Here is a 21,408-nt window from a genome sequence, read left to right as displayed (position 1 = left end):
CATTATTGCTCTAATCCATTGATTTCTTGGCGCGCCCGGCAGGATTCGAACCCACGACCCCTTGGTTCGTAGCCAAGTACTCTATCCAACTGAGCTACGGGCGCTACTATGTTATGACTAGTACCTACTCTGGCATATTCAGTCCGTGCGTCATTATATCAGACTGGTGCGCTTCCAAGTCAAAGCACTTTTCCGAAAACTGCATTGCAGAATCAAAAACGATATGGCGGAGCGCCTATGATCAGGATATTTCCCGTTGCATGAGTTCTCTCCCCTGCCCTTCGTCCATGCGTGGAAGAGAGGAGCAAGCACAGTTGGACAATATAACGCCAGAACTCTATTCTGCCTCAGGAGAGGGAAACGTCTACTCTTTTCGGAATGAGCACTGCAGCACCCGTCAATTTCCCTTCCCGCAATCTTGTCAAAGCCGTATTCGCCTCGCTGAGTGGAAAGGATTCCGTAGTCACGCGGATTGGCACTTGCGGTGCCAGCTTTAAGAATTCCTCGGCGTCCCGCCGGGTAAGGTTGGCAACGGAAACCAGACGTTTTTCCCGCCACAGGATGTCATAAGGAAAAGCGGGAATGTCACTCATGTGAATTCCCCCGCAAACGACGGTCCCGCCGGGGCAAATAGCGCGCAGAGCGATAGGCACAAGAGCTCCTACCGGAGCAAAGATGATGGCCGCGTCGAGTTCTTCGGGTGGCATCGTATCCGAACTGCCCGTCCATGCCGCGCCCATCTTTTCGGCGAATCCCTGCGCTGCCGCATCACTTGGGCGCGTGAACGCGAATAGTTTGCGTCCTTGATGACGTAAAATTTGAGCCGCGATATGGGCTGCGGCGCCAAAGCCGTAGATTCCTATCCGGGTGGCATTGCCCGTCATTTTAAGTGCACGGTAGCCGATCAACCCGGCACATAGTAGCGGGGCAGCTTCCGAGTCACTGTAACGGTCTGGAATGCGAAAACAATAGCGGGCGTCTGCGACTGTATATTCCGCATAACCGCCGTCAATCTGATAACCGGTGAATCTGGCGTTCGGGCACAGATTTTCCCGCCCATTGAGACAATAGCGGCAGCGCCCACATGTCCAGCCCAGCCAGGGAATACCAATCCTTTCCCCCACTGCGAAATCCCGAACCTCCGCTCCGCATGCAATCACGCGTCCCACGATTTCATGCCCCGGGATAATAGGCAGTTTCGGATGAGGCAGTTCGCCGTCCACTACGTGCAGGTCGGTGCGACAAACTGCACAGGCCGCAATCTCGATCAATAATTGATCAGGACCCGGCTCGGGACGCGGGATACAGCGCATCTGAACCTTTTTCCGGGGCGCATCCAGCACCATTGCCCGCATGAAGCCATTTTGGTTTTGTATAGCCATTCTCAAAAAAGCAGAAAGTTCAAGACGCTGAATCTGTCACTACGAAAGTGTTCCTATTACACGAATGATGGCGGCACGAGGACGCGTCCCTTCCCCATGCTCGAATAATCGCGTAGCACCGCTTCGGAAATTTGCTGCAATAATCCCAGCTTGCACAAGGCGACGCACGCACCGCCGAAGCCCGCTCCTGTCAACCGCGCTCCATATACATCAGGATGAGCCTGGAGCAGCGCTACTAGTTGATCAAGTTGTGGAACCGAGACCTCGTAATCGTCCCTCAAACTGAGATGAGATGCGTTCATCAGCATACCGAACTCTTCGGCGTTATCGCATTCGGCCGCCCGCAGCACGCGCGCATTCTCGCTTACAATATGGCGCACTCGCCTGCGCAGGGGCTCAGGCAAAGCATCAGCCAGTGACACTTCCTGGACGTCACGAAGTGTGCTTACCCCAAGTTGGCGTGCCGCCTCTTCACACTCAGCACGCCGTTGATTGTAGCCGCTTGTCGCAAGTGTGCGGGCAACGCCTGAATCGAGCACCAGCACCGCCGAAGCGGGCGGCAAGGGAACCAGCCTCCGCCTAAGCGTGCGGGTATCCAGCAACAAGGCCTCCTTAGTTCCCGCAAGGCTTGATGCCATCTGATCCATGATGCCACAACGTACCCCCGCATACTGGATTTCGGCGCGCTGTGCGAGTTGCGCAATTCGCACATCATCCAGAGGAAAACCAGTCAGAGTCCGCAGGGCTCGCAGTGCCGCCACCTCCAAGGCTGCGCTGGAAGAAAGGCCCGCTCCCATCGGCACGTTTGATTGAATGTAGATGTCGAGCACCGGGACTTCCACCCCCGCTGCCTGAGCCTCAATCAGGCATCCATATACATAGGTGGCGAAATGCTCCTCCGGAGATTTGCCGAGGGTAAAGTAAACAATGTCATCTAGCGTTTCCGAATACAACGCATACCGGGTCCTGCTGCTGCGGCGCATGCTGACACTCGTCTGTTGCTCGATCGCAATCGGCAGTACGTAACCATCGTTGTAATCGGTATGTTCGCCCAGCAGATTGACGCGACCCGGCGCCCGCTCCTCGACCTCAGGCGGATTTCCAAATATTGCCTCGAAGCTGCTCACTCCTTCTCCGCAAAAAACACGCCCGGCTGCCTGTTTCGCCAGTTTCGTACCTGATATCGAATCTGGGATTGAGTAACGCTAGAACGGTAAGACGTATTCATTCGACAGCCACCTCTATCTGTTGAAGCTCGCGGGCTTTCTCCTCAGGCAGTGCATCCATGGCGAAGAAGCCCGCTGCGATTTCTGTGCCTGCAAGATATTTCAAACGGTCACGGGTGCGATAGGGAGGGTAGAATTCAGCGTGCAAGTGTGATTCAGGATGAGCTTTCCCATCCGTGGGTGCCTGGTACCAGGCCATCAGGTAAGGAAAAGGCCTCTGCCAGAGGCCTTCATATTTCAGCAGAACCGTTTTCAATGCCCGCGCCAGGTCCGACCGCTGATCTGGCGTGAGGTGGATAAAGCTTTCGACCGGTTCAGTCGGCGCGACCCAGACCTCGTATGGATAACGCGCGCATACCGGTACGAAGGCAACGGCATGAGGGCCCTCATAAAGCATGCGCACACTAGCCTTCCGCTCGGCGGTGATGAGATCCTGTAGCACTCCTTTGCCTTTCGCTTCATAGTAGCGTTGCGCCTCCTGCTGCATGCGGCTGGGGACAGGTGGTACCAAGGGGTAGGCATAGATTTGACCATGGGGATGGTGCAGCGTTACACCAACCTCCGCCCCCCGGTTCTCGAATGGCAATACGTAAGCTATATCTCCCCGCCGCGCCATCACGGCGGTGCGGTCTGCCCATACTTCCATCAATAACTCGATGTGAGCGAGCGGCAAGACGCCAAGGGAAGCTTTGGCATCTTTCGTGAAAACCACTACCTCGCAATGCCCTACAGCTGGCGCGCTTGGCACGATAAGCGAGGGCAGCTCTCCTATTGGCCCCAGGGACGGGAAGCGGTTGTCGAAGACTGCCACATCCCAGTTTCCGGCGGGCACCTCGGTGGGATGAGCCGGATCAGTTGTTATACCCAGCGGGTTATATTCAGGCGGGGGCAGGAACGTTCGCCCCTGTCGATACGCTGCATACGTCACCCACTCTCCGCGTAACGGATGCCACCTCAGGTGAGGATGCGCATTCAGGGGTTCAGCGAAAGGACTGGGCGCAACAATGTCCGGATCAACGGGCTCACGTGCATACAGGGTCAACCGACGCCCGTCCGGCTTGGTGAGCTCGAGTGAATACACTTAAACACCCCCCGGTATGTGCGTGGGTGAGACGCGTGTGACGCGCGCAATCTGCTCAACGGGAATCTTGGGCGTCCGGTCCGCGCACAGCAGCCCGTTCGCTTCCTGAAAGGTATCGGCAAACTGGGTATAACAAAAGCCGGCGAAGAGAGCCGTGTGAATCACCGTATGCATCAACTCAGTATACATACGAGTAAATTCCTCTTCATCGTGTGCGACAGTATAGCCCCAGGTATGCTTGACACCGGGTTGTGGGCACTTGGCGAAAGCAATCCCACCGAATTCGCTTAACATGATCGGCTGGCCCCGGTGCGGGTAGCCATCAAGGGTTAGAATCCGCCCACCCGGACGCCGCCGATCGAACAACTGTTCAGGCCGTATTTCCGCCCCATAACGCTGACGCAGGTGCTCAATGTTTGCGTCATAATCGTGAATGCCGATAATGTCCGTGGCGCTGCTTTCCCACCCATCGTTGCCGATTACCGGCCGCGTTGCATCTAGCGTTTTCGTCAAGTGATACAACGCTTCGACCGCGTGCCGCTGTTTACCCACCGCGGTAAGTTCGGGTACTCCCCAGGATTCATTGAAAGTTACCCATACAATGACGCAGGGATGACTGTAATCCCGCTCGATAGCCTCAGTCCATTCCCGCACCGTCCTCTTGATGGCGCTGCGAGTGAAACGATATGCGGAAGGCATTTCTTCCCATACCATCAGCCCAAGCTTATCCGCCCAATAGAGATAGCGCGGGTCCTCTATCTTTTGATGCTTGCGCACTCCGTTGAAGCCCATCGCCTTTGCAAGTTCCACATCGAGGCGGAGCGCGTCATCACTCGGCGCGGCTAGCAGTGTCGCCGGCCAGTAACCCTGGTCAAGCACGAGTCTCAGCGTATACGGGCGTCCATTCAGCATAAAGCGATCGCGCAAGATGTTGACCGAACGCATGGCGGTGTATGAGACGAACTCGTCCACCACCTCCTCACCGCGCATAAGCCGTACCACCGCGTCGATCAATGTGGGACGTTCCGGGCTCCACAGCAACTCATTACGAAAATCATCGATTCCAGGGTCAGACAATATGATTACGCGGTCTACCTCCCGTTCGACTACCCGATAACGGTCATGCGCGAGCAACTGATCCCCATGGCGCAAACATACGTCTACTGCGAGTTCGTCGGCCTCTTCTCCTATTACGCGCGCTTCGAAGCCTATCGCATATATCTCGACCTGGGGGGTCCACCGAATCTTTTCAATGTAATTTTTGGGCACCTGCTCGATCCAGACCGTCTGCCAGATACCGGTGGTACGGGGATACCAGATGGCATGAGGTTCGAGTTGCCAATCCTGTTTTCCACGCGGCTTGGCCAGCTCGTGCGGGTCATCCTCCACCTGTACCGTCACCTTCTGCTTTCCCGACGGATCAAGCAGATGGGTGATGTCGCCCCAGAATGGCGTATGCCCCCCTTCGTGACTGGCAGCAAAACGATCGTTGACCCATACCTTTGCGGAGTAGTCCACGGCACCGAAATGCAGGATTATTCGATCGGAAGAAGAGGACTCCAAATCGAAATCCCGCTCGTACCAGCACAGTGAATGAAAACTTCGATCACCAATTCCGCTCGCCTCGGATTCGGGCGGAAACGGCACGATGATTTCCATCGGCCACGATTTGATCTGGGAGGGGTGCGTGAAAGTACGCGCATCATCGTAGCGAAAGCGCCAGACCCCATTGAGTGGAGTCCAGTTGGAGCGCTGCATCTGCGGTCGGGGGTGAGCAAACTTCAATGCATTCTCCTCCTAAAGCGCTGCATGCTTGCTCATCATTGCGACGAGCAACTACTCAAGTATGACTGATATCTGATTGGATAAAATTGGGACTACTAGATAAATATAGTAGATAGCAACAGTCCTATCGACAACCGGGTGGTTAACCGAGTTGGTTACTCTTAACCTCGATTGATCACCGTCGACTGCGACTGCTTTAGTTTGGTGGGTGGCGGAGAGAGAGGGATTCGAACCCTCGATAAGCTTTTTGAGCCTATACTCCCTTAGCAGGGGAGCGCCTTCGACCACTCGGCCATCTCTCCAACAAAGCCGCATTAGGATAGCGGTTTAGAACTCGCGGGTCAAACAAAGGTTATGAAAGGAACGCGATAAGTGGAATATCATGATATCTGGTCGAGTTCGAATATCTTGTGCAACACCCGCACAGCCAACTCCATGTATTTTTCATCCACGACTACGGAAATCTTTATTTCCGAAGTAGAGATCATCTGGATGTTGATGCCTTCTTCCGCCAGCGTACGGAACATTCTGCTGGCAATGCCCACGTGCGAACGCATGCCGACGCCCACCACCGAGACCTTGGCTATTCTGTCACCGCCCATGACACCGCGTGCACCGATGTGGGGCTGCACCTGGTTTTCCAGGATATCCATCGTTCTCGCAAATTCATTGCGATTCACGGTAAATGAAAAATCGGTCATGCCATCGTGGCCGACATTCTGGATGATCATGTCCACATCGATATTCGCATCCGCCACGGGGCCGAGAATCTGATAGGCGATACCGGGACGGTCCGGTACGCCCAGCACCGTAATCTTGGCTTCGTCACGATTGAATGCGATGCCTGAAATAATCGCCCGCTCCATGTTCTTTTCTTCCTCGAAAGTGATGAGGGTACCCTCTCCTTCCTCCTCGAAACTGGAGAGCACCCGCAATTTAACCTTGTATTTACCCGCGAACTCCACTGCGCGGATTTGCAGCACCTTGGAACCGAGGCTTGCCATTTCAAGCATTTCTTCAAAGGTAATCGTCTTGAGTCTGCGCGCTTCGGGCACAATGCGGGGATCGGTCGTGTAAACTCCGTCTACATCCGTATAGATCTGGCATTCATCCGCCTTGAGCGCTGCCGCGAGGGCAACAGCCGTGGTGTCTGAACCGCCTCGGCCTAATGTAGTGATACTGCCCGTCTCGTCCACTCCCTGAAAGCCCGCTACTGCCACTACATATCCCGCATCGAGGTCGGCGCGTATTTTGCCCTCATCGATTTTGAGTATGCGCGCCTTGGTATAAGCGCTATCGGTGTGAATGCGCACCTGGAGGCCGGTGTAGCTCTTCGCCTTGATGCCCAGATCCATCAGCGCCATTGATAGCAGAGCGACAGAAACCTGCTCGCCGGTGGAAACCATGACATCTAGTTCCCGGGGATCCGGATGAGCCTGAAATTCCCTGGCCAGCGCAATAAGACGATTTGTCTCTCCGCTCATGGCGGACACCACGACCACTACCTGATCACCCCGAGCTTGAAATCTCGCCACCCGGCGCGCGACATTCTTGATGCGCTCCGTGCTGCCCACCGATGTGCCACCGTATTTTTGAACAATAAATGTCACGATAACCTGCTTAACTGAGAATGGCAAAGCCGCGAGCAAAATGCCATATGTCGGATCAATTCAGGGGCTTAAAGTCCCGGCATGGATATTGTGTTCGAATTTTACCTTATTACCGGAAAGAAAACCCGAGAACCTTTGCAGAAGCTTTTTCCAGGTTCCGTGATATGCAAAATGATAAACGAGAAAACCTCCAGAATATTGATACAGGTCAAATTCAGGGCTTGAAACCGCTCTATTCAGGGAAAACCTGATTGATTCAGGGGTTTCTTAATACTTGCATAGAATAAAAAAACAAATTAAATTTATGTATGTGCAATACTCCTATAACATAAAAGCGCGCCTATTCTAACTACATAACCTGTCGGGATGCCCAATGAAACTCTTCGAAGAAATATCCAATCCTCGTGAAATTCGACGCAAGCTGGGTCTCAATCAGCATGATTTCTGGAGCAAGGTCGGTGTCACCCAAAGCGGTGGTTCCCGTTATGAGAGTGGACGAAATATGCCCAGACCGGTAAGGGAACTGGTACGACTGGTGCATATCGAGCACATCGATCTTTCCAAGATCAAGAAAGACGATCTGGCTGTTGCAGCCTTACTGAAAAGCAAGGATCCTGAGCTGTACAAGAGCCTGAAGAAAGCCTCCAAGGCCAAGCAGTAGGACAATAAATACGGAAACCTGTCCGGATCACTGCTCAAGCTTTCATCGGAGAATCAGGAAGGAGAAAAATTCAAGCTATGGATTCAGCTTTACAGCGAGTCCCCGGCGTCTTATTTGTTCCGAAAATGCCTCCATCCACTCCTGCCTGATCTTCGTGAGCCGCGGTCCCTCTGGCTGCAAGGATGGACGTGCAAGACCGTACAGAAGCACCCCTTCGAGTACCCCCCCCTCGCTCAGGAATTCCTCGATAAATCTCAAATACGCTTCAGATTCATTTCTGGAAGGGGGCATCCCGTCGATCTGAAATACGCAGGTCTGCAACCATGTAGGGCACAGGGATGCAGACAGTTGCAGATTCCTGCGCATCTTCTTCAAGCTCATGCGCGTGTTATTGATCAGCTGCCTCCCCTCGCGGGTGACACTGTCCAGCTTGAACCATACTTCGCCATTGAATATTGCCATCCGGCTCAACCCGCGCTGGACACTGTCGCGATCTATCAGGCTGCCATTTGTGATCAATACCAGCTTAAGCGCTTCGGGCAGATCGTAATCAGCTTTTACCCGTCCGAGCAGTTCGATGACCTGTTCGAATTCCTTTGCACTGGTCGATTCGCCATTGCCGGATAAAGCGATATCATGGAGACGCCTTGCCTCGGCAGGCACCTGCCTTTGCATGAAATCGCCATATACGATTTCGTGCAGCAAAGCCCGCAACTCGGCTTCAAGTTTTGCCAGGTCAATCGCGGGAGCAGTACCTCGCGAAAGATTCGGCACCTGGCAGTAGATGCAACGCCAGTTACACGCATTGTTCGGATTAAGATTGATTCCGATCGACACACCGCCGGCACGGCGCGAAATAACGGGGTAAACATAGGTCATCCCGGTTATATCGCGGCTATGATCTGCCACATCCAATCGTTTGGAAATTTGCTGCAATGTTACAATCCCGATAATGTTAATTACACGCAGGCTGGAATTCGATGCCGGCCACCGTATACCTTTCCACAAGAGCCAGTGCCGGCATCTGCACGGCCATCGTTACGCCATAGAAATCACCCTGTCAGGCGAAATTATCACTGAGCCCGGCGTCTCCGAGCAAGGCATGGTCATGGATTATTCCGAGGTCAAACGTATCGCGAAAAAGGTACTGGTGGATAAATGGGACCATGCATTCCTTGCATATGCGGAAGATCACAAGTTGCTGGAATTCCTTCAATCGCTGGAGGACCATAAGACCGTGGTGCTGGATACGCCACCCACGGCGGAAAATCTGGCTCTTACCGCTTTCCACATACTCGATGAGGCGTATCAGGATCGCTATGGCAATCATCTCAGGCTGCAGCAAGTGCGCCTGTTCGAAACTCCCAACTGCTGGGCCGATGCAGTGCGAGGGCAACTTTGATTGTCCATCTCACCCCATGTCCGCTGTTTGATAATCGATCACAGCCTAGCAATAACCGGACAGCATTCATGAAATCAAGAGGATTAAGACCGCTTGTTTTGAAGGTGGGGAATCTTCCCTTCGTTGCAACCGCACATGCTTTTTTTGCTAACATGACATCGCGAGTAACCACTGAGGATTGAAATGCTGAATCAGCCTGTTCCCGATTTTGAACTTCCTTCGACCAGTAATAAGACATTTCGTTTATCGACAGCCCGTGAAAAAAACCTGGTCATCTATTTTTACCCCAAGGACGACACCCCGGGATGCACCACCGAGGGGCAGGAATTCCGGGATGCTTACACCGAATTTACCGACGCCGATTGTGACATAGTGGGTATTTCGCGTGACAACATCAAGTCTCACGAGAAATTCAAGGCAAAAATGAATTTTCCGTTCGAGTTGCTGAGCGACACGGATGAGACGGTTTGCAATCTGTTCGGTGTGATGAAGATGAAAAACATGTACGGCAAGCAGGTCCGTGGCATCGACCGGAGCACATTCGTAGTCGATACGAAAGGGATACTGCGGCGCGAATGGCGAAGCGTCAAAGTGCCCGGCCATGTCCAGGAAGTCCTGGAGTTTGTGAAAACCCTGCGCAGTGAGAATCATGAGTCCTAGAAAGCCTAGTTCTTCCACGGCTTCCAAGTCATCTGCTTCCATCCCTCCTGTCATCCGCCTGATGCCCAAGTTGTTCGTACTCGACAGCAATGTGCTGATGCATGACCCCACCAGCCTGTTCCGTTTCCAGGAGCATGACATCTACATCACGATGACCACGCTCGAGGAACTCGACAACAACAAGAAAGGGATGTCGGAGGTTACCCGCAATGCCCGCCAGACTAGCCGTTTTCTGGATGAAATCGTCAGCAGCGCGATAACGGATATTGACGAAGGCATTCCCTTGCAACCACATGGCACCAAGAATGCAACCGGAAGGCTATTCCTCCAGACGCAGGCGATCACAAACGTTCTGCCGGTATATCTGGCAAGCGGCAGCGCGGATAACCAGATTATCGGGGCAGTCAAGTTTTTGCACGATACCCACCAGAACCGCGTTGTCACACTGGTTTCCAAAGACATCAACATGCGCATCAAGGCGCGAGCCTTGGGGCTGGCGGCGGAAGATTATTTCAATGACAAGGTTCTGGAAGACACTGATGTCCTCTTTTCAGGCATTCAGGAACTGCCTGCGGATTTCTGGGATGAACACGGCAAGGACATGGAGTCCTGGCAGCAGTCGGGGCAGACATTTTATCGGGTGACCGGTCCCCTTGCCAGCGGCTTTGTAATCAATCAGTTCGTTTATCTGGAGCATGACAAACCGTTTTACGCGCAGGTCAAGGAGACCAGCGGGAGAACAGCCGTTCTGCAGACACTGAAGGATTTTACTCATCAAAAGAACAATGTCTGGGGCATCACGGCGCGGAATCGCGAGCAGAATTTCGCGCTCAATCTGCTGATGAACCCGGAAGTAGATTTTGTCACCCTGCTGGGACAGGCAGGTACCGGCAAGACGCTGCTTACACTGGCAGCGGGCCTGATGCAGACACTGGAGCACAAGGTGTACTCCGAAATCATCATGACGCGCGTGACGGTCCCGGTAGGTGAAGATATCGGGTTTCTGCCTGGAACCGAAGAAGAAAAGATGACCCCCTGGATGGGGGCACTGGAAGACAACCTGGACGTGCTCAACAAGACGGATAACAGCGCGGGAGAATGGGGACGAGCCGCAACGCTCGATTTGATTCGCTCCCGCATCAAGATAAAATCGCTCAATTTCATGCGGGGGCGCACTTTTATCAACAAGTTTCTGATTATCGACGAAGCGCAGAACCTGACACCCAAGCAGATGAAAACGCTTATTACCCGTGCCGGCCCTGCCACCAAGGTCGTATGCCTGGGTAACATCGCGCAGATAGATACGCCCTATTTATCGGAGGGAAGCTCAGGGTTGACCTACGTGGTGGACCGGTTCAAGGGATGGAATCACAGCGGCCACGTCACACTGCAACGCGGCGAACGTTCCAGGCTGGCGGATTATGCTGCGGAGATATTGTAAGCGCTATCGCCCGCAAGACCTGCCCACCGTCTCCGGTCTTAACGGTAGGTCGAGCTATGCCGGATAAGTCATCAGGCAAAGCCTGACCTACACCTGCACTTCCAGAAGCCTATTCTGACAATAGGGAAAAATAGTCGAGCCGGCAGTCTTAATAATGCCCTGATCTGGCGTAGCTTTCGAATCGGGTATATTCGCCCAGGAAAGTCAGGTCGACCTTGCCGATCGGTCCATTCCGCTGCTTTCCTATAATGATTTCGGCGATTCCCTTGTCCTGTGTCTCCGGGTTATAGACTTCGTCCCGGTAGATGAAAAGAATCAGATCAGCATCCTGCTCGATCGCCCCGGACTCGCGCAGATCGGACATGACTGGACGCTTGTTCGGACGCTGCTCAAGACTTCGATTCAACTGGGATAAGGCGACAACGGGCACATGCAGTTCTTTTGCCAGCGCCTTGAGGGAGCGGGATATTTCGGAAATCTCCGTGGCGCGGTTCTCGCCCTGGCTGGCGGCTGACATCAACTGAAGATAATCCACCACGATCAACCCCAGATCCCCATGCTGGCGATGCAACCGGCGGGCGCGTGCTCTTAATTCCAGGGCATTCAAAGCGGCACTTTCATCGATAAAAAGCGGAGCGTCGTTCAGCTTTCCAAGCGCATGCGTCAGGCGGGACCAATCCTCGTCCAGCAGGCGACCGGTACGTACCTTGTGCTGATCCAGCCTTCCGACGGAGCCCAGCATGCGCATCGCCAGTTGCGCACCTCCCATTTCCATGCTGAATACCGCTACCGGCTTTTGGAGCGTGAGTGCAACATGCTCGGCAATATTGAGCGAAAAGGCGGTCTTGCCCATCGATGGCCGGCCCGCGACGATGACAAGATCGCCAGGCTGAAAGCCCGAAGTCTTTTCATCCAGATCATGGAAGCCGGTTGCGATTCCGGTAACATCGCTTTGATTATCCTGGTTGTAGAGCGTCTCTATACGCTCCACGACCTCCTTCAGCAGCGGCTGGATATCGATAAAACCCTGCTTGCCTCGCGCCCCCGCCTCGGCAATTTCAAAAACCCTGGCCTCAGCTTCATCCAGTAGCGTGGCGGCTGAACGCCCAGCCGGATTGTATGCCGAATCAGTAATACCGGTGCCTACCTGGGCAAGCTTGCGCATGATCGACCGTTCACGCACGATTTCCGCATAGCGGCGGATATTTGCAGCCGAAGGCGTGTTCTGTACGATAACCCCGACGTAAGCGAGCCCGCCGACCCCCTGCAGTTCCGCGGATATCTCAAGGGATTCCGCTACCGTGATGACATCGGCCGGCTTGCTATGCTCGACCAGTTTGCAGATATGCCGGTAGATGAGCTTGTGATCCTGCCGGTAGAAGTCATCTTCCGTGATCACATCAGCTACCTTATCCCATGCGTGATTGTCCAGCATCAATCCACCCAGCACCGACTGCTCCGCTTCAACCGAATGCGGTGGCAATTTGTATGATTCGAGTGATTGGTCGCTTGAAGCTGCCGTGAGAAATTGGGCCATGGAGTTACGTGACGTTGCGGGCGTGTCCGGATTTTAACACTGCTTGCAGTGTACCAAAAATGAAAAAGGGCTGTTGCCAGCCCCTTTCGAAGATGAAAAACAGAAACCTTTTCAGGATATCGATTCGCCCAGAACGGATACGACGATATGCGCGGCCACATCTGTGTGCAGCACGACGGTTACCGGATGATCGCCCACTTGCTTCAACGAGCCGTGCGGCATGCGTATCATGGACCTTTCAACTTCAAAACCCTGGGCTTTCAGCGCATCCTCGATATTCGCATTGGTAACTGAACCGAACAGCTTGCCATCCACGCCTGCCTTTTGAGTGATCTGCAACATCAATCCTTCCAGCTTGGCAGCGCGAGCCTGGGCGGCGGCCAGGATATCCGCCTGGGTTTCCTCCAGTTCTGTGCGCTTTGCTTCGAACTCGGCAATAGCCGCCTGGGTGGCACGCTTTGCCTTACCCTGCGGAATAAGGAAATTGCGCGCGTAACCATTTTTAACCTTTACAACGTCACCCAGTTGGCCCAGGTTGACAACTTTCTCCATCAGTATGATCTGCATATATCAGCTCTCCTCAGTGCAAATCAGTATAAGGAAGCAATGCCAGAAAGCGGGCGCGCTCCACGGCAGTACTCAGTTGACGCTGATACCTGGACTTCGTCCCTGTTATGCGCGCCGGAATGATCTTGCCGTTCTCGTTGATGAAATCCTTCAATAACTCGATGTCCTTGTAATCGACTGTCTTGATGCCTTCCGCGGTAAAGCGGCAGAACTTCCTGCGTTTGAATAGAGGGCGGTTAGCCTTCTTGTCCTTATCCTTGTCCTTGCCATCCTTACGTTTAGAAAAAAAACGTGCCATAATTTTTCCTGTCTATTCCTGTCTATAAATGAGATCCATTAGATAGGATCGATCCGGTTTACATGCAGCGCCAGCTGCAAACTCATGCGGCTTTTTCTTGCAAGAAACCCGGCGAGCTTTACTGTCGCCCCTGGAACCAGGCCTGCAACAGTTTCTGCCATCTGCGCCAAGGCTACGGCCGAAACTTCACACTCCACCTGCCTTGGCTTCCCCGCCTCGATTTGGCGGGAAACATGTCTGATCTTGAGTTCGACTACTGCCACTCCAGCCGGGCTATAACGCAAGCTGCCGATTTCCGTGATCGTTCCGCAAATTTCAGTCCGATTGCAATCCAACGACTTGGCAGCCTAGGTCGCAAGCGTCGTTTCCTTGGCTTCCTCTGCAGGCTGCGGAGCGGATTTGGCTTTCTCTTCGCGCATCATGGGTGACGGTGCGGTAATCGGCTCATCCATTTTGATGGTGAGGTGGCGCAATATGGCGTCATTGAATTTGAATGCGTGCTCCAGCTCGTCCAGCGTTTCCTGATCACATTCAATGTTCATGAGCACATAATGCGCCTTGTGAACTTTCTGGATCAGGTACGCGAGCTGGCGCCGTCCCCAGTCTTCCAGGCGATGCACCTGCCCGTTTCTGGCGGTTACGATGCTTCGATACCGCTCGATCATTGCGGATACCTGCTCGCTTTGATCGGGATGAACAATGAATATAATTTCGTAATGTCGCATGCAGTCTCCTTATGGGTAAAGCCTCCCGTGATGCGGCACGGTGAGACAAGGTCAAATGTTTCAAAGAGGCCGGTACTATACTCAACCCACTTGAAAATATCAATTTTAATCGGGGGTTATATCAGGGCCTCGGGGCATATCTCTGGCGGTACGTTTCAAACAAGCAGATGCCCGCGCTCACGGAAACGTTGAGACTTTCCACACTGCCTAGCATGGGAATCGAAACAAGCTGATCGCAGTTTTCCCGTGTCAGCCGACGCATTCCTTTCTCTTCCGAACCCAGTACCCATGCGACGGGTCCATCAAGCTTGAGGGCGCCAAGCTCCGTATCGGCATCGGCAGCCGTTCCCAGGATCGTTACCCCCCGCTCCTTCAATCCGCGTAGGGTACGGGCGAGATTCGTCACGGAAATATAGGGCACGTTATCCGCCGCCCCGCTTGCCACCTTGTGCACCGCAGCGGTTAGGCCCACAGCGCGGTCTTTTGGTGCAATCACAGCATGAACACCGAAAGCATCTGCGACACGCAGGCACGCACCGAGGTTATGAGGATCCTGGATTCCATCCAGCACCAGAAGCAGCGCAGGCTCAGTGAGGGTGTCGAGCACATCGTCGATATCCACATATGTACGGGCGGAGTCGATACGGGCAACTACGCCCTGGTGCCGGGCACCACCCGCCAAAGCCATAAGCCTTGCGGTGTCGCATGCAATCAACCGTATGCCTTGGGTTTCTGCCAGCGTCGCCAGATCGCGGGCACGCTGATCCCTTCGCTCCGCATCGAGGAAAATCTCCCGGACGCTGGCCGCATTCTGGCGCAGCCGGCTGGTAATCGCATGGAAACCGAATATAAAACGCGAGCCGGACATCTATGGTAATGAGTAATTGCAAAAAAGGATAAACGGGGAGCGGACACTCGCCGGGGAAATCAACTCGCTGCCCCGGTTTTTATTTTTCCCGCACCCGAGGCGTTTTCGGCGAGCACAAAATCTATCCTGCTGGATTCCAGGTCGACTCGAACCAGCCTGACCCTGAGCCGGTCGCCCAGTCGATAGCGCTTCCCGGTGCGCTCCCCCAGCAACATGTGCCTGACTGCGTCAAAATGGAAATAATCGCTGGGCAGTTCTGAAACATGCACGAGTCCCTCGACATAAATTCCATCCAATGCCACAAAAAGACCAAAACTTGCGACACCGCTGACAACTCCCTCAAAGCATTCTCCGATTCTGTCCTGCATGTAATAGCATTTGAGCCACGTTTCGACGTCGCGCGTCGCATCATCCGCCCTGCGCTCCGTCTGAGAACAATGCTCGCCCAATTCATGCCAATTACCCGGAGAATACCCTGTCTTGTTCAGCACGGCCTTGATGGCTCGATGTACCAGCAGATCGGGATAACGCCTAATAGGGGATGTAAAGTGCGTGTAAGATTCATATGCAAGACCGAAATGGCCGACATTGTCCGGACTGTACACTGCCTGGCGCAAGGAGCGAAGCATGACAGTCTGCAACAATTGAGCGTCGGGCCGATCCTTTATTGTAGATAACGTACGAGCATAATCTTTCGCCTTGGGGTCGTCGCCACCCCCTAGCTGAACACCAAATTCCTTCAGAAAATCACGCAAGGCGGCAAGTTTTTCCGGTGTCGGACCTTCATGGATGCGATAGAGAGTCGGTTGTTTGTGTTTCTGCAAAAAATCGGAGGCGCACACATTGGCCGCGAGCATGCATTCTTCGATGAGACGATGCGCATCATTGCGTTTTACTGGCAGGATACGCTCGATTTTGCCCTCATCGTTGAAAATCATTTGCGTTTCGATCGTTTCAAAATCAATCGCCCCCCGCAGATCTCGCGCTTTCAGCAATACCTTGAATAATTTGTTGAGCAGTTGGATGTGCGGCAAAAGATCCTTGTATTGTTTCGCTTCCTCTCCCTTGGGACTCTCCAGCATGGCCGCCACTTTTGTATAGGTAAGCCGGGCGTGCGAAAACATGACTGCGGGATAAAAACGATAGTCCTTGAAGTCACCTGCAAAATCCAGGCTTATTTCGCACACCATGCATAAACGATCCACCTCCGGGTTGAGCGAACAGAGCCCATTCGATAGCGCTTCCGGCAGCATGGGGATAACGCGCCGCGGAAAATAGACCGAATTGCCACGATTGAACGCCTCCTGATCGAGCGCATCGCTTGGCTTTACATAATGGCTGACGTCGGCAATGGCAACATAAAGTTTGTAATTCTTCCCGTCGCGCTCGCAATATACAGCGTCGTCAAAATCTCGCGCGGTTTCGCCATCTATGGTCACCAACGGCAAGTGACGGATATCTTCCCTCTTGACCAAGTCTTTTTTCAATACCTTGGATGGAAAACGGGCGGAAAGTTTTTCCACCTCCGGTGGAAACTGGTAAGGCAAGTCGTGCTTGCGAAGCGCAATTTCGATCTCCATCCCGGGGGCGGTATAGTCGCCCAAAATCTCGATGATGCGGCCGATTGGCTGCGCATGTTTGCTCGGCTGCTGAATGATCTCTACCATGACCACTTGGCCTGCCCTTGCATTCATCGATTCTTCTTTGGGGATCAGAATATCCTGGCTGATACGCTTGTTCTCCGCCTCCACGTACAGAATTCCGTGATCCGCATGCAATCGCCCCACCAAATGGGTTACAGCACGTTCCAACACTTCTACGATGGCCCCTTCCCTGCGGCCTCGCCGGTCAACCCCGATTTCACGCACCATCACCCGGTCGCCGTGCAGCGCTTTGCGCATTTCTTTGGCGCTCAAGAATAAATCCGGACTGCCATCATCGGGTATCAGAAAAGCAAATTCGTCCGGGTGACCCTGGACCTTCCCTTTGATGAGGTCGAGCTTCTCCACCATGCAGATATCGCCCTTCCGGTTGCGCATGATCTGGCCTTCGCGCAGCATGGCAGAAAGACGGCGGCTGAAGATATCGTCTTCTTCTTCGGTGATTCCCAGCAGGTTCTGCAAGGCTTCCTCGGGTACGGGAACGCCCTGTTCTTCGAGTATCTGGAGTATGAATTCCCGACTGGGCAGCGCGTGACCATAACGCTCTTTTTCCCGTTCAAGATAAGGGTCCAGCTTGCGGAGCTTTTGTTTCTTCTTGATTGTCAAAGCTGATTTCCTATAGAATTGCGCCTCTGTCCCATCGTTGGACAGATTCGCTCATTGCCCAGATGGCGGAATTGGTAGACGCACTAGGTTCAGGTCCTAGCGGTGGCAACACTGTGGAGGTTCGAGTCCTCTTCTGGGCACCACGATAGATTTTTCATAATACTCCAGATTTCTCCCAAAACCGCGTAGAGCTTAGCTTTCCGGTTTTTTGTTGCCTTCAGCGTCTTACATTCCCCCCAATATCCCCCGCTTTCGCTATACTGAGGCCCCAGTTTTGCCCCAGAGACGGCCCCAACCATATAGCATCCATTAGCAAGTCGGGACGCAATGGCGAGCCTAGATCAAGCTGAAAGGCATACGCGAGTCAGGTACATTCGATACCAAGGCGGAAGCACTGGCGTGGGCAGTCGAGACCGAAAAATCCATTATAGCAGGCAAGCGCGGAGACATTCCGGACAAGACCTTCGGCCAGTTGCTGGAGCACTATCGGGATCAAGTCTCTGTCACTAAACGCCGCGAGCGATGGGAGCGGATGCGGATCGGGTTACTGTGTCGTGACGAAGTTGCAAAGGTAAAGCTGCAGGAGCTGGGGCCTGATCATTTTGCAGCGTGGCGGGATAGAAGACTGCGTTCCGTAGCGGCCGCATCAGTGCGAAGGGAATGGAATCTCATTTCGCATCCGCTGCCGTACGCTTGAGTTGCTCCGGGTCGAAGAACAATTTCTGCTCCTCGCTCGTTGGCCAGAAACGCTCCCCTGCCTGCCATGCTGCGAATGCTTCTGCAAAGAGCTGGTCCCGCACCTCGGCGAGGCCTTTGTAGTCCACTTCCTGCTCGCACTTAACGGGCCAGAAGCGGCGCCCTCCGGTGGGGTCCTTGTTCCATTCCCACTCGTTCGTGGTCCCACCAAAAACCAGTTGCCGTGGGCTGCGGATTTCTCGCCGACCATAGACCGGGCGAAACTCATCCACTTGGCGTGACAAAAAGGATTTCTGCCTCAAGGCCTCTGCGCGGGCGAGCGAGCCGAGTTCCGCGAACTCATACAGCCACTTGCCCCTGATGGCAGACATGGAATCCTTGTTGTTCAGATCGAGGTCCGTATCCCCGAACCAATCCCCGCCGAGTACCCGCAAGGCAGTAGATTTCAATCTGCCCTGATCTCCCTCGAGCACAAGGCAATAGTCGAACTTCACCCCGGGCTTCATTGCCCTCGCCACCATGCCTACCAAAAACCAACGTGCAACGCGCCAGGAGTAATCAGTGACAGGGATGCCGAGGAAATCGGATAGCCACATATCGATGCGCTTCTCGCCATCCCATTTCAGGCCGCGCAGGTAGTCCTGCACGGGATTGAAGCTGTTAAGCCGCGCGATTACTTCCGTAGCGGAGGCAGTGAGCGCCGCAGAGGGCGCAAAGGCATACTTGCGGGTGAGCCCCTCGCACCACTCTTTAAGCATTCTCGAAATGTCATCGGTTGTTTTAACGGTGGCGTATGTTTCAAGTGCCGTACCATCCGGCGCTTTGATGGAAAGGCTATAACCGTCAGCAGTAACTTCAGTTACTGCAACACCCCCTTCCCGCGGGTAATCGTCGGTGTAATAAATCGGATCGATCATGCTTCCACCTTTTTTGAGTTGCGGAGGTATTGCCAATCGAAATCAGGGCGAAGCTCTTCGCAGGTAACAGCGCCGTTTGTGGCTTGTTCGATGGGGCCGGGCAGCGTTCTATGGGAATAGGACGAGTCCCGTTTATCCACTGCGTAACCGTTGGAGGTTTAACTCCAACAACAGAAGCTACGGCGCATGTTCCTCCGATTAACGTTCTAGCTTTAAGGATGGTGGTATTGTTCATGGCTCTAATAGTAAGGCGTCTCCTAACTATTTCAATAAGAATTGCCTAACTTTAATAGGCGAAGTTACATTAGGCTATGCCTAAAGACAAAGAATCCCCACACCTGGGGCAAAAACTAGCGGAAGCTATTAAGCGAAAGGGAGTCACTCAGGCCGCAGTGGCTAAACACTTCAATGTGAAGCCACCTACGGTCTCTGGCGACTGGATAAAGCGCGGGACAATAGATAAGAAACACTACCCTGGGCTTGTGGAGTATTTCGGGTTGCCTTATGAGTGGTGGTTCGGAGAAGAGAGCAAGGATAGAAAAAAGACAGCGCCAACAGAAATTACGGAAGATCAAGAGAAAATGCTTTTGGTTATGAGTCGTCTAGACCAGAAGACACAGACAGCGTTTGCAAACTTGTTTGACCGGATAATTCCGGAAAGGCGCATACAGGATGTTGGACACTCTCCAGATAGACGGCGCCCTCATTCTGATATTCTTTATGCCACACGGCTGCGTCCTGCACCCCAGGCTCGGTCAACAGAAAAAGAGGAGAGCGACGAAGATGGACGATAATCCGCTACCGCCGATCAGGTTGATTAAACGAGCAGCCCCAACTGATGTCAGAGAAGCCATTAAGAAACTTGATGGGGAGGCGGAAAGAGCAGAGATAAGAGGCGCCGCTCATATAGTCATTTACGAGGATCGGCACTTTGATTTTATTTTGACGGGGGAATGTCAAAGAAACCCTATGTATACCAGATGCCTGGTAGAAGAGCTGGACGATGATCTCAGGGTGCTGTCGAAACAGATGGGGCCTGGGTAAATAGCAGGATTTAATGAGAGGGAAGGTTTATGTACAGAATAGGCTACCCATTTTGGCGCACCCTCAGTAACCTGGGAGTTCCACTGACCTTGCGTGTGAACGTTCTGCACGATAAGGAAGCGGGAATGTTCGTCGCAACCAGTGATGATCTTCGGGGATTGGTTTGTGAGGCTGATACACTTGAGAAATTGGTAGAAGAAATAAACAATGGAATTGATGATTTATTGGAACTTCAATTGAAGGGACGCCCAATTTCCAGACCGATTGCGGATTTACGGCTGATTGCTGGATGAGAGGGTATTATTCAAAAATTATAGATGCGTTGAAGAAAAACGGGTTTGAATACCTAAAGCAAGGAAAGGGGTCTCATGAAATATGGGGGAAAGGCGGGATCAGCGTTTTAGTTCCTTTCAACTGCTATTCAAGACATACCGCTAACAGCATCATGAAAGATGCCGGAATCAAGCATCGTTTTTAGTGCAGACGTCTGCACCAGGAACAATAACCCCCTTCGTGTGCTCAAACAAAATAACTATAATGAATTCTGATACCTGGAAGTCACATGTGCCGCCAAGGCCGATACCCATGCTGGCACCTCCAACCCCGGTGCCAAAACAATGACGAAAGATCACGTTCAACTTAAGGGCGAAGTGCGTTATGCAATCAGGCTTGCAGAGCGCACCGCCCGCTTTTACCGCCGTATTCAGGCGGTGAGCGTGTTTTTCTCCGTCCTGGGTGGAAGCGCGGCCGTATCTGCGGTGGCAGAAAGCTTTCCCAAAGAACTCTCGGTTATTGGGGCATGTGTCGTTGCTGTATTCGGGGCGGCATTGATCGCTATTCGGCCAGGCGACAAAGCTGCCCAAAACGAAACCGACGTGCGCCGCTTCGAGGCGCTGATGGTGCGCGCCGACAACCTGGATGCAAAAGCGCTCAACATTGCCATTGAAGAAGCAAGACTTGGATCAGCTCAGGAAATAGAATCGCTGCGCGATGTTGCTTATAACGACGTGGTTATGGAATTCAACCGCCCTGACGCACTGATCCCTCTCACACCCCTGCAAAAAATTCTTAGCGCCTTCTTAGTGCGGACGTCTGCACATCTTCGCTGAATGCTCGCCACTTCTTAAGGTTAGTTGCTTACCATGGCAATGCCCAACCCAGTCAGGTTGTTTCACGTAACAGCGATAGAAAATCTGCGCAACATATTCGCCTGGAAGATGTTGTTATCCAAAAATTATATA

Annotated in this window: 23 protein-coding genes, 3 tRNA genes and 1 pseudogene; 9 read left to right on the top strand and 18 right to left on the bottom strand. The window is 53.2% G+C overall.

Features of this window, described 5'->3' with window-relative positions; translation table 11 throughout:
• Positions 1 to 27: 27 nt before the first annotated feature.
• The 7 genes from AC52W5_RS06865 to AC52W5_RS06835 form a co-directional block, all read right to left on the bottom strand.
• Positions 28 to 104, bottom strand: a tRNA-Arg gene (locus AC52W5_RS06865).
• 243 nt (positions 105 to 347) lie between these two features.
• Positions 348 to 1,382 carry a zinc-dependent alcohol dehydrogenase family protein gene (locus AC52W5_RS06860; RefSeq protein WP_495670461.1) on the bottom strand — a complete coding sequence of 345 codons (1,035 nt, stop codon included), beginning with the start codon at positions 1,380 to 1,382 and terminating at the stop codon, positions 348 to 350.
• A gap of 56 nt (positions 1,383 to 1,438) precedes the next feature.
• A complete protein-coding gene (gene galK, locus AC52W5_RS06855) occupies positions 1,439 to 2,509 on the bottom strand; it encodes a galactokinase (protein WP_495670460.1) in 1,071 nt (356 codons plus the stop codon).
• Positions 2,510 to 2,606: 97 nt separating this feature from the next.
• Positions 2,607 to 3,689 (bottom strand): galactose-1-phosphate uridylyltransferase, encoded by a 1,083-nt coding sequence (gene galT / locus AC52W5_RS06850; RefSeq protein WP_495670459.1) that lies wholly within the window; start codon positions 3,687 to 3,689, stop codon positions 2,607 to 2,609.
• Positions 3,690 to 5,474: a glycoside hydrolase family 2 protein gene (locus AC52W5_RS06845; RefSeq protein WP_218155099.1), complete on the bottom strand. Its 1,785-nt coding sequence runs from the start codon at positions 5,472 to 5,474 to the stop codon at positions 3,690 to 3,692. It abuts the gene before it with no gap.
• A gap of 209 nt (positions 5,475 to 5,683) precedes the next feature.
• Positions 5,684 to 5,776 (bottom strand) — tRNA-Ser (locus tag AC52W5_RS06840).
• 78 nt (positions 5,777 to 5,854) lie between these two features.
• Complete coding sequence (locus tag AC52W5_RS06835; RefSeq protein ID WP_495670458.1) at positions 5,855 to 7,084, bottom strand: aspartate kinase; 1,230 nt, start codon at positions 7,082 to 7,084, stop codon at positions 5,855 to 5,857.
• A 373-nt stretch (positions 7,085 to 7,457) separates the two neighbouring features.
• Between AC52W5_RS06835 and AC52W5_RS06830 the strand changes: the two genes are divergently transcribed.
• On the top strand, positions 7,458 to 7,745 hold the full coding sequence (locus AC52W5_RS06830) for a helix-turn-helix domain-containing protein (protein WP_011381257.1): 288 nt from the start codon (positions 7,458 to 7,460) through the stop codon (positions 7,743 to 7,745).
• Between the two features lie 75 nt (positions 7,746 to 7,820).
• On the opposite strand, the gene AC52W5_RS06825 is transcribed toward AC52W5_RS06830, so the two are convergent.
• Complete coding sequence (locus AC52W5_RS06825) at positions 7,821 to 8,624, bottom strand: radical SAM protein (protein ID WP_074973250.1); 804 nt, start codon at positions 8,622 to 8,624, stop codon at positions 7,821 to 7,823.
• A 73-nt stretch (positions 8,625 to 8,697) separates the two neighbouring features.
• On the opposite strand from AC52W5_RS06825, the gene queD reads away from it, so the two are divergent.
• From queD to AC52W5_RS06810, 3 genes are all read left to right on the top strand, one after another.
• Positions 8,698 to 9,147 (top strand): 6-carboxytetrahydropterin synthase QueD, encoded by a 450-nt coding sequence (queD, locus tag AC52W5_RS06820; protein ID WP_074973087.1) that lies wholly within the window; start codon positions 8,698 to 8,700, stop codon positions 9,145 to 9,147.
• Positions 9,148 to 9,330: 183 nt separating this feature from the next.
• Positions 9,331 to 9,807: a peroxiredoxin gene (locus AC52W5_RS06815; RefSeq protein WP_074973088.1), complete on the top strand. Its 477-nt coding sequence runs from the start codon at positions 9,331 to 9,333 to the stop codon at positions 9,805 to 9,807.
• Positions 9,797 to 11,248 (top strand): PhoH family protein, encoded by a 1,452-nt coding sequence (locus AC52W5_RS06810; RefSeq protein ID WP_495670457.1) that lies wholly within the window; start codon positions 9,797 to 9,799, stop codon positions 11,246 to 11,248. Before AC52W5_RS06815 ends, AC52W5_RS06810 begins: the two co-directional genes overlap by 11 nt.
• 148 nt (positions 11,249 to 11,396) lie before the next feature.
• On the opposite strand, the gene dnaB is transcribed toward AC52W5_RS06810, so the two are convergent.
• From dnaB to rnr, 7 genes are all read right to left on the bottom strand, one after another.
• Positions 11,397 to 12,785 (bottom strand): replicative DNA helicase, encoded by a 1,389-nt coding sequence (dnaB, locus tag AC52W5_RS06805; protein WP_074973090.1) that lies wholly within the window; start codon positions 12,783 to 12,785, stop codon positions 11,397 to 11,399.
• A gap of 111 nt (positions 12,786 to 12,896) precedes the next feature.
• Positions 12,897 to 13,352: a 50S ribosomal protein L9 gene (gene rplI, locus AC52W5_RS06800; RefSeq protein ID WP_495670456.1), complete on the bottom strand. Its 456-nt coding sequence runs from the start codon at positions 13,350 to 13,352 to the stop codon at positions 12,897 to 12,899.
• 13 nt (positions 13,353 to 13,365) lie between these two features.
• Complete coding sequence (rpsR, locus tag AC52W5_RS06795; protein ID WP_107762532.1) at positions 13,366 to 13,650, bottom strand: 30S ribosomal protein S18; 285 nt, start codon at positions 13,648 to 13,650, stop codon at positions 13,366 to 13,368.
• A 38-nt stretch (positions 13,651 to 13,688) separates the two neighbouring features.
• The gene (gene priB / locus AC52W5_RS06790; RefSeq protein WP_074973094.1) at positions 13,689 to 13,985 is read right to left on the bottom strand and encodes a primosomal replication protein N; all 297 of its coding nucleotides are present in this window, start codon (positions 13,983 to 13,985) and stop codon (positions 13,689 to 13,691) included.
• A gap of 12 nt (positions 13,986 to 13,997) precedes the next feature.
• A complete protein-coding gene (gene rpsF / locus AC52W5_RS06785; protein ID WP_495670455.1) occupies positions 13,998 to 14,375 on the bottom strand; it encodes a 30S ribosomal protein S6 in 378 nt (125 codons plus the stop codon).
• 121 nt (positions 14,376 to 14,496) lie between these two features.
• The gene (gene rlmB / locus AC52W5_RS06780) at positions 14,497 to 15,243 is read right to left on the bottom strand and encodes a 23S rRNA (guanosine(2251)-2'-O)-methyltransferase RlmB (protein ID WP_495670454.1); all 747 of its coding nucleotides are present in this window, start codon (positions 15,241 to 15,243) and stop codon (positions 14,497 to 14,499) included.
• 59 nt (positions 15,244 to 15,302) lie between these two features.
• The gene (rnr, locus tag AC52W5_RS06775) at positions 15,303 to 17,510 is read right to left on the bottom strand and encodes a ribonuclease R (RefSeq protein ID WP_495670453.1); all 2,208 of its coding nucleotides are present in this window, start codon (positions 17,508 to 17,510) and stop codon (positions 15,303 to 15,305) included.
• Positions 17,511 to 17,566: 56 nt separating this feature from the next.
• Between rnr and AC52W5_RS06770 the strand changes: the two genes are divergently transcribed.
• Positions 17,567 to 17,653 (top strand) — tRNA-Leu (locus tag AC52W5_RS06770).
• 525 nt (positions 17,654 to 18,178) lie between these two features.
• On the opposite strand, the gene AC52W5_RS06765 is transcribed toward AC52W5_RS06770, so the two are convergent.
• From AC52W5_RS06765 to AC52W5_RS06755, 3 genes and pseudogenes are all read right to left on the bottom strand, one after another.
• A complete protein-coding gene (locus tag AC52W5_RS06765) occupies positions 18,179 to 19,123 on the bottom strand; it encodes a virulence-associated E family protein (RefSeq protein WP_495670452.1) in 945 nt (314 codons plus the stop codon).
• Complete coding sequence (locus AC52W5_RS06760) at positions 19,120 to 19,263, bottom strand: YdaS family helix-turn-helix protein (RefSeq protein WP_495670451.1); 144 nt, start codon at positions 19,261 to 19,263, stop codon at positions 19,120 to 19,122. Before AC52W5_RS06760 ends, AC52W5_RS06765 begins: the two co-directional genes overlap by 4 nt.
• A gap of 11 nt (positions 19,264 to 19,274) precedes the next feature.
• A pseudogene (locus AC52W5_RS06755) lies at positions 19,275 to 19,358 on the bottom strand (hypothetical protein); the annotation flags it as partial.
• A 437-nt stretch (positions 19,359 to 19,795) separates the two neighbouring features.
• On the opposite strand from AC52W5_RS06755, the gene AC52W5_RS06750 reads away from it, so the two are divergent.
• The 4 genes from AC52W5_RS06750 (at position 19,796) to AC52W5_RS06735 (ending at position 21,276) form a co-directional block, all read left to right on the top strand.
• Positions 19,796 to 20,167 carry a hypothetical protein gene (locus AC52W5_RS06750; protein ID WP_495670450.1) on the top strand — a complete coding sequence of 124 codons (372 nt, stop codon included), beginning with the start codon at positions 19,796 to 19,798 and terminating at the stop codon, positions 20,165 to 20,167.
• A gap of 29 nt (positions 20,168 to 20,196) precedes the next feature.
• Complete coding sequence (locus AC52W5_RS06745) at positions 20,197 to 20,460, top strand: DUF1902 domain-containing protein (RefSeq protein WP_495670449.1); 264 nt, start codon at positions 20,197 to 20,199, stop codon at positions 20,458 to 20,460.
• A complete protein-coding gene (locus tag AC52W5_RS06740) occupies positions 20,457 to 20,645 on the top strand; it encodes a type II toxin-antitoxin system HicA family toxin (RefSeq protein ID WP_495670448.1) in 189 nt (62 codons plus the stop codon). Before AC52W5_RS06745 ends, AC52W5_RS06740 begins: the two co-directional genes overlap by 4 nt.
• A gap of 139 nt (positions 20,646 to 20,784) precedes the next feature.
• On the top strand, positions 20,785 to 21,276 hold the full coding sequence (locus AC52W5_RS06735) for a hypothetical protein (protein WP_495670447.1): 492 nt from the start codon (positions 20,785 to 20,787) through the stop codon (positions 21,274 to 21,276).
• Positions 21,277 to 21,408: the final 132 nt, after the last annotated feature.

This window comes from Nitrosospira sp. CT (assembly GCF_059489795.1).
Note: the sequence above shows the minus strand (reverse complement) of the source record. Positions and strands in the feature narration are given on the sequence as shown.

Bases quoted from the DNA above. Each gene is read 5' to 3' on its own strand.
- dnaB (WP_074973090.1), bottom strand. From the start codon at position 12,785: ATGGCCCAATTTCTCACGGCAGCTTCAAGCGACCAATCACTCGAATCA.
- AC52W5_RS06815 (WP_074973088.1), top strand. From the start codon at position 9,331: ATGCTGAATCAGCCTGTTCCCGATTTTGAACTTCCTTCGACCAGTAAT.
- AC52W5_RS06740 (WP_495670448.1), top strand. From the start codon at position 20,457: ATGAGAGGGTATTATTCAAAAATTATAGATGCGTTGAAGAAAAACGGG.
- queD (WP_074973087.1), top strand. From the start codon at position 8,698: ATGTTAATTACACGCAGGCTGGAATTCGATGCCGGCCACCGTATACCT.
- AC52W5_RS06735 (WP_495670447.1), top strand. From the start codon at position 20,785: ATGACGAAAGATCACGTTCAACTTAAGGGCGAAGTGCGTTATGCAATC.
- rplI (WP_495670456.1), bottom strand. From the start codon at position 13,352: ATGCAGATCATACTGATGGAGAAAGTTGTCAACCTGGGCCAACTGGGT.
- rpsF (WP_495670455.1), bottom strand. From the start codon at position 14,375: ATGCGACATTACGAAATTATATTCATTGTTCATCCCGATCAAAGCGAG.
- AC52W5_RS06750 (WP_495670450.1), top strand. From the start codon at position 19,796: ATGTTGGACACTCTCCAGATAGACGGCGCCCTCATTCTGATATTCTTT.
- AC52W5_RS06860 (WP_495670461.1), bottom strand. From the start codon at position 1,382: ATGGCTATACAAAACCAAAATGGCTTCATGCGGGCAATGGTGCTGGAT.
- AC52W5_RS06765 (WP_495670452.1), bottom strand. From the start codon at position 19,123: ATGATCGATCCGATTTATTACACCGACGATTACCCGCGGGAAGGGGGT.
- rlmB (WP_495670454.1), bottom strand. From the start codon at position 15,243: ATGTCCGGCTCGCGTTTTATATTCGGTTTCCATGCGATTACCAGCCGG.
- AC52W5_RS06745 (WP_495670449.1), top strand. From the start codon at position 20,197: ATGTACAGAATAGGCTACCCATTTTGGCGCACCCTCAGTAACCTGGGA.
- AC52W5_RS06810 (WP_495670457.1), top strand. From the start codon at position 9,797: ATGAGTCCTAGAAAGCCTAGTTCTTCCACGGCTTCCAAGTCATCTGCT.
- AC52W5_RS06825 (WP_074973250.1), bottom strand. From the start codon at position 8,624: ATGACCTATGTTTACCCCGTTATTTCGCGCCGTGCCGGCGGTGTGTCG.
- rpsR (WP_107762532.1), bottom strand. From the start codon at position 13,650: ATGGCACGTTTTTTTTCTAAACGTAAGGATGGCAAGGACAAGGATAAG.
- AC52W5_RS06830 (WP_011381257.1), top strand. From the start codon at position 7,458: ATGAAACTCTTCGAAGAAATATCCAATCCTCGTGAAATTCGACGCAAG.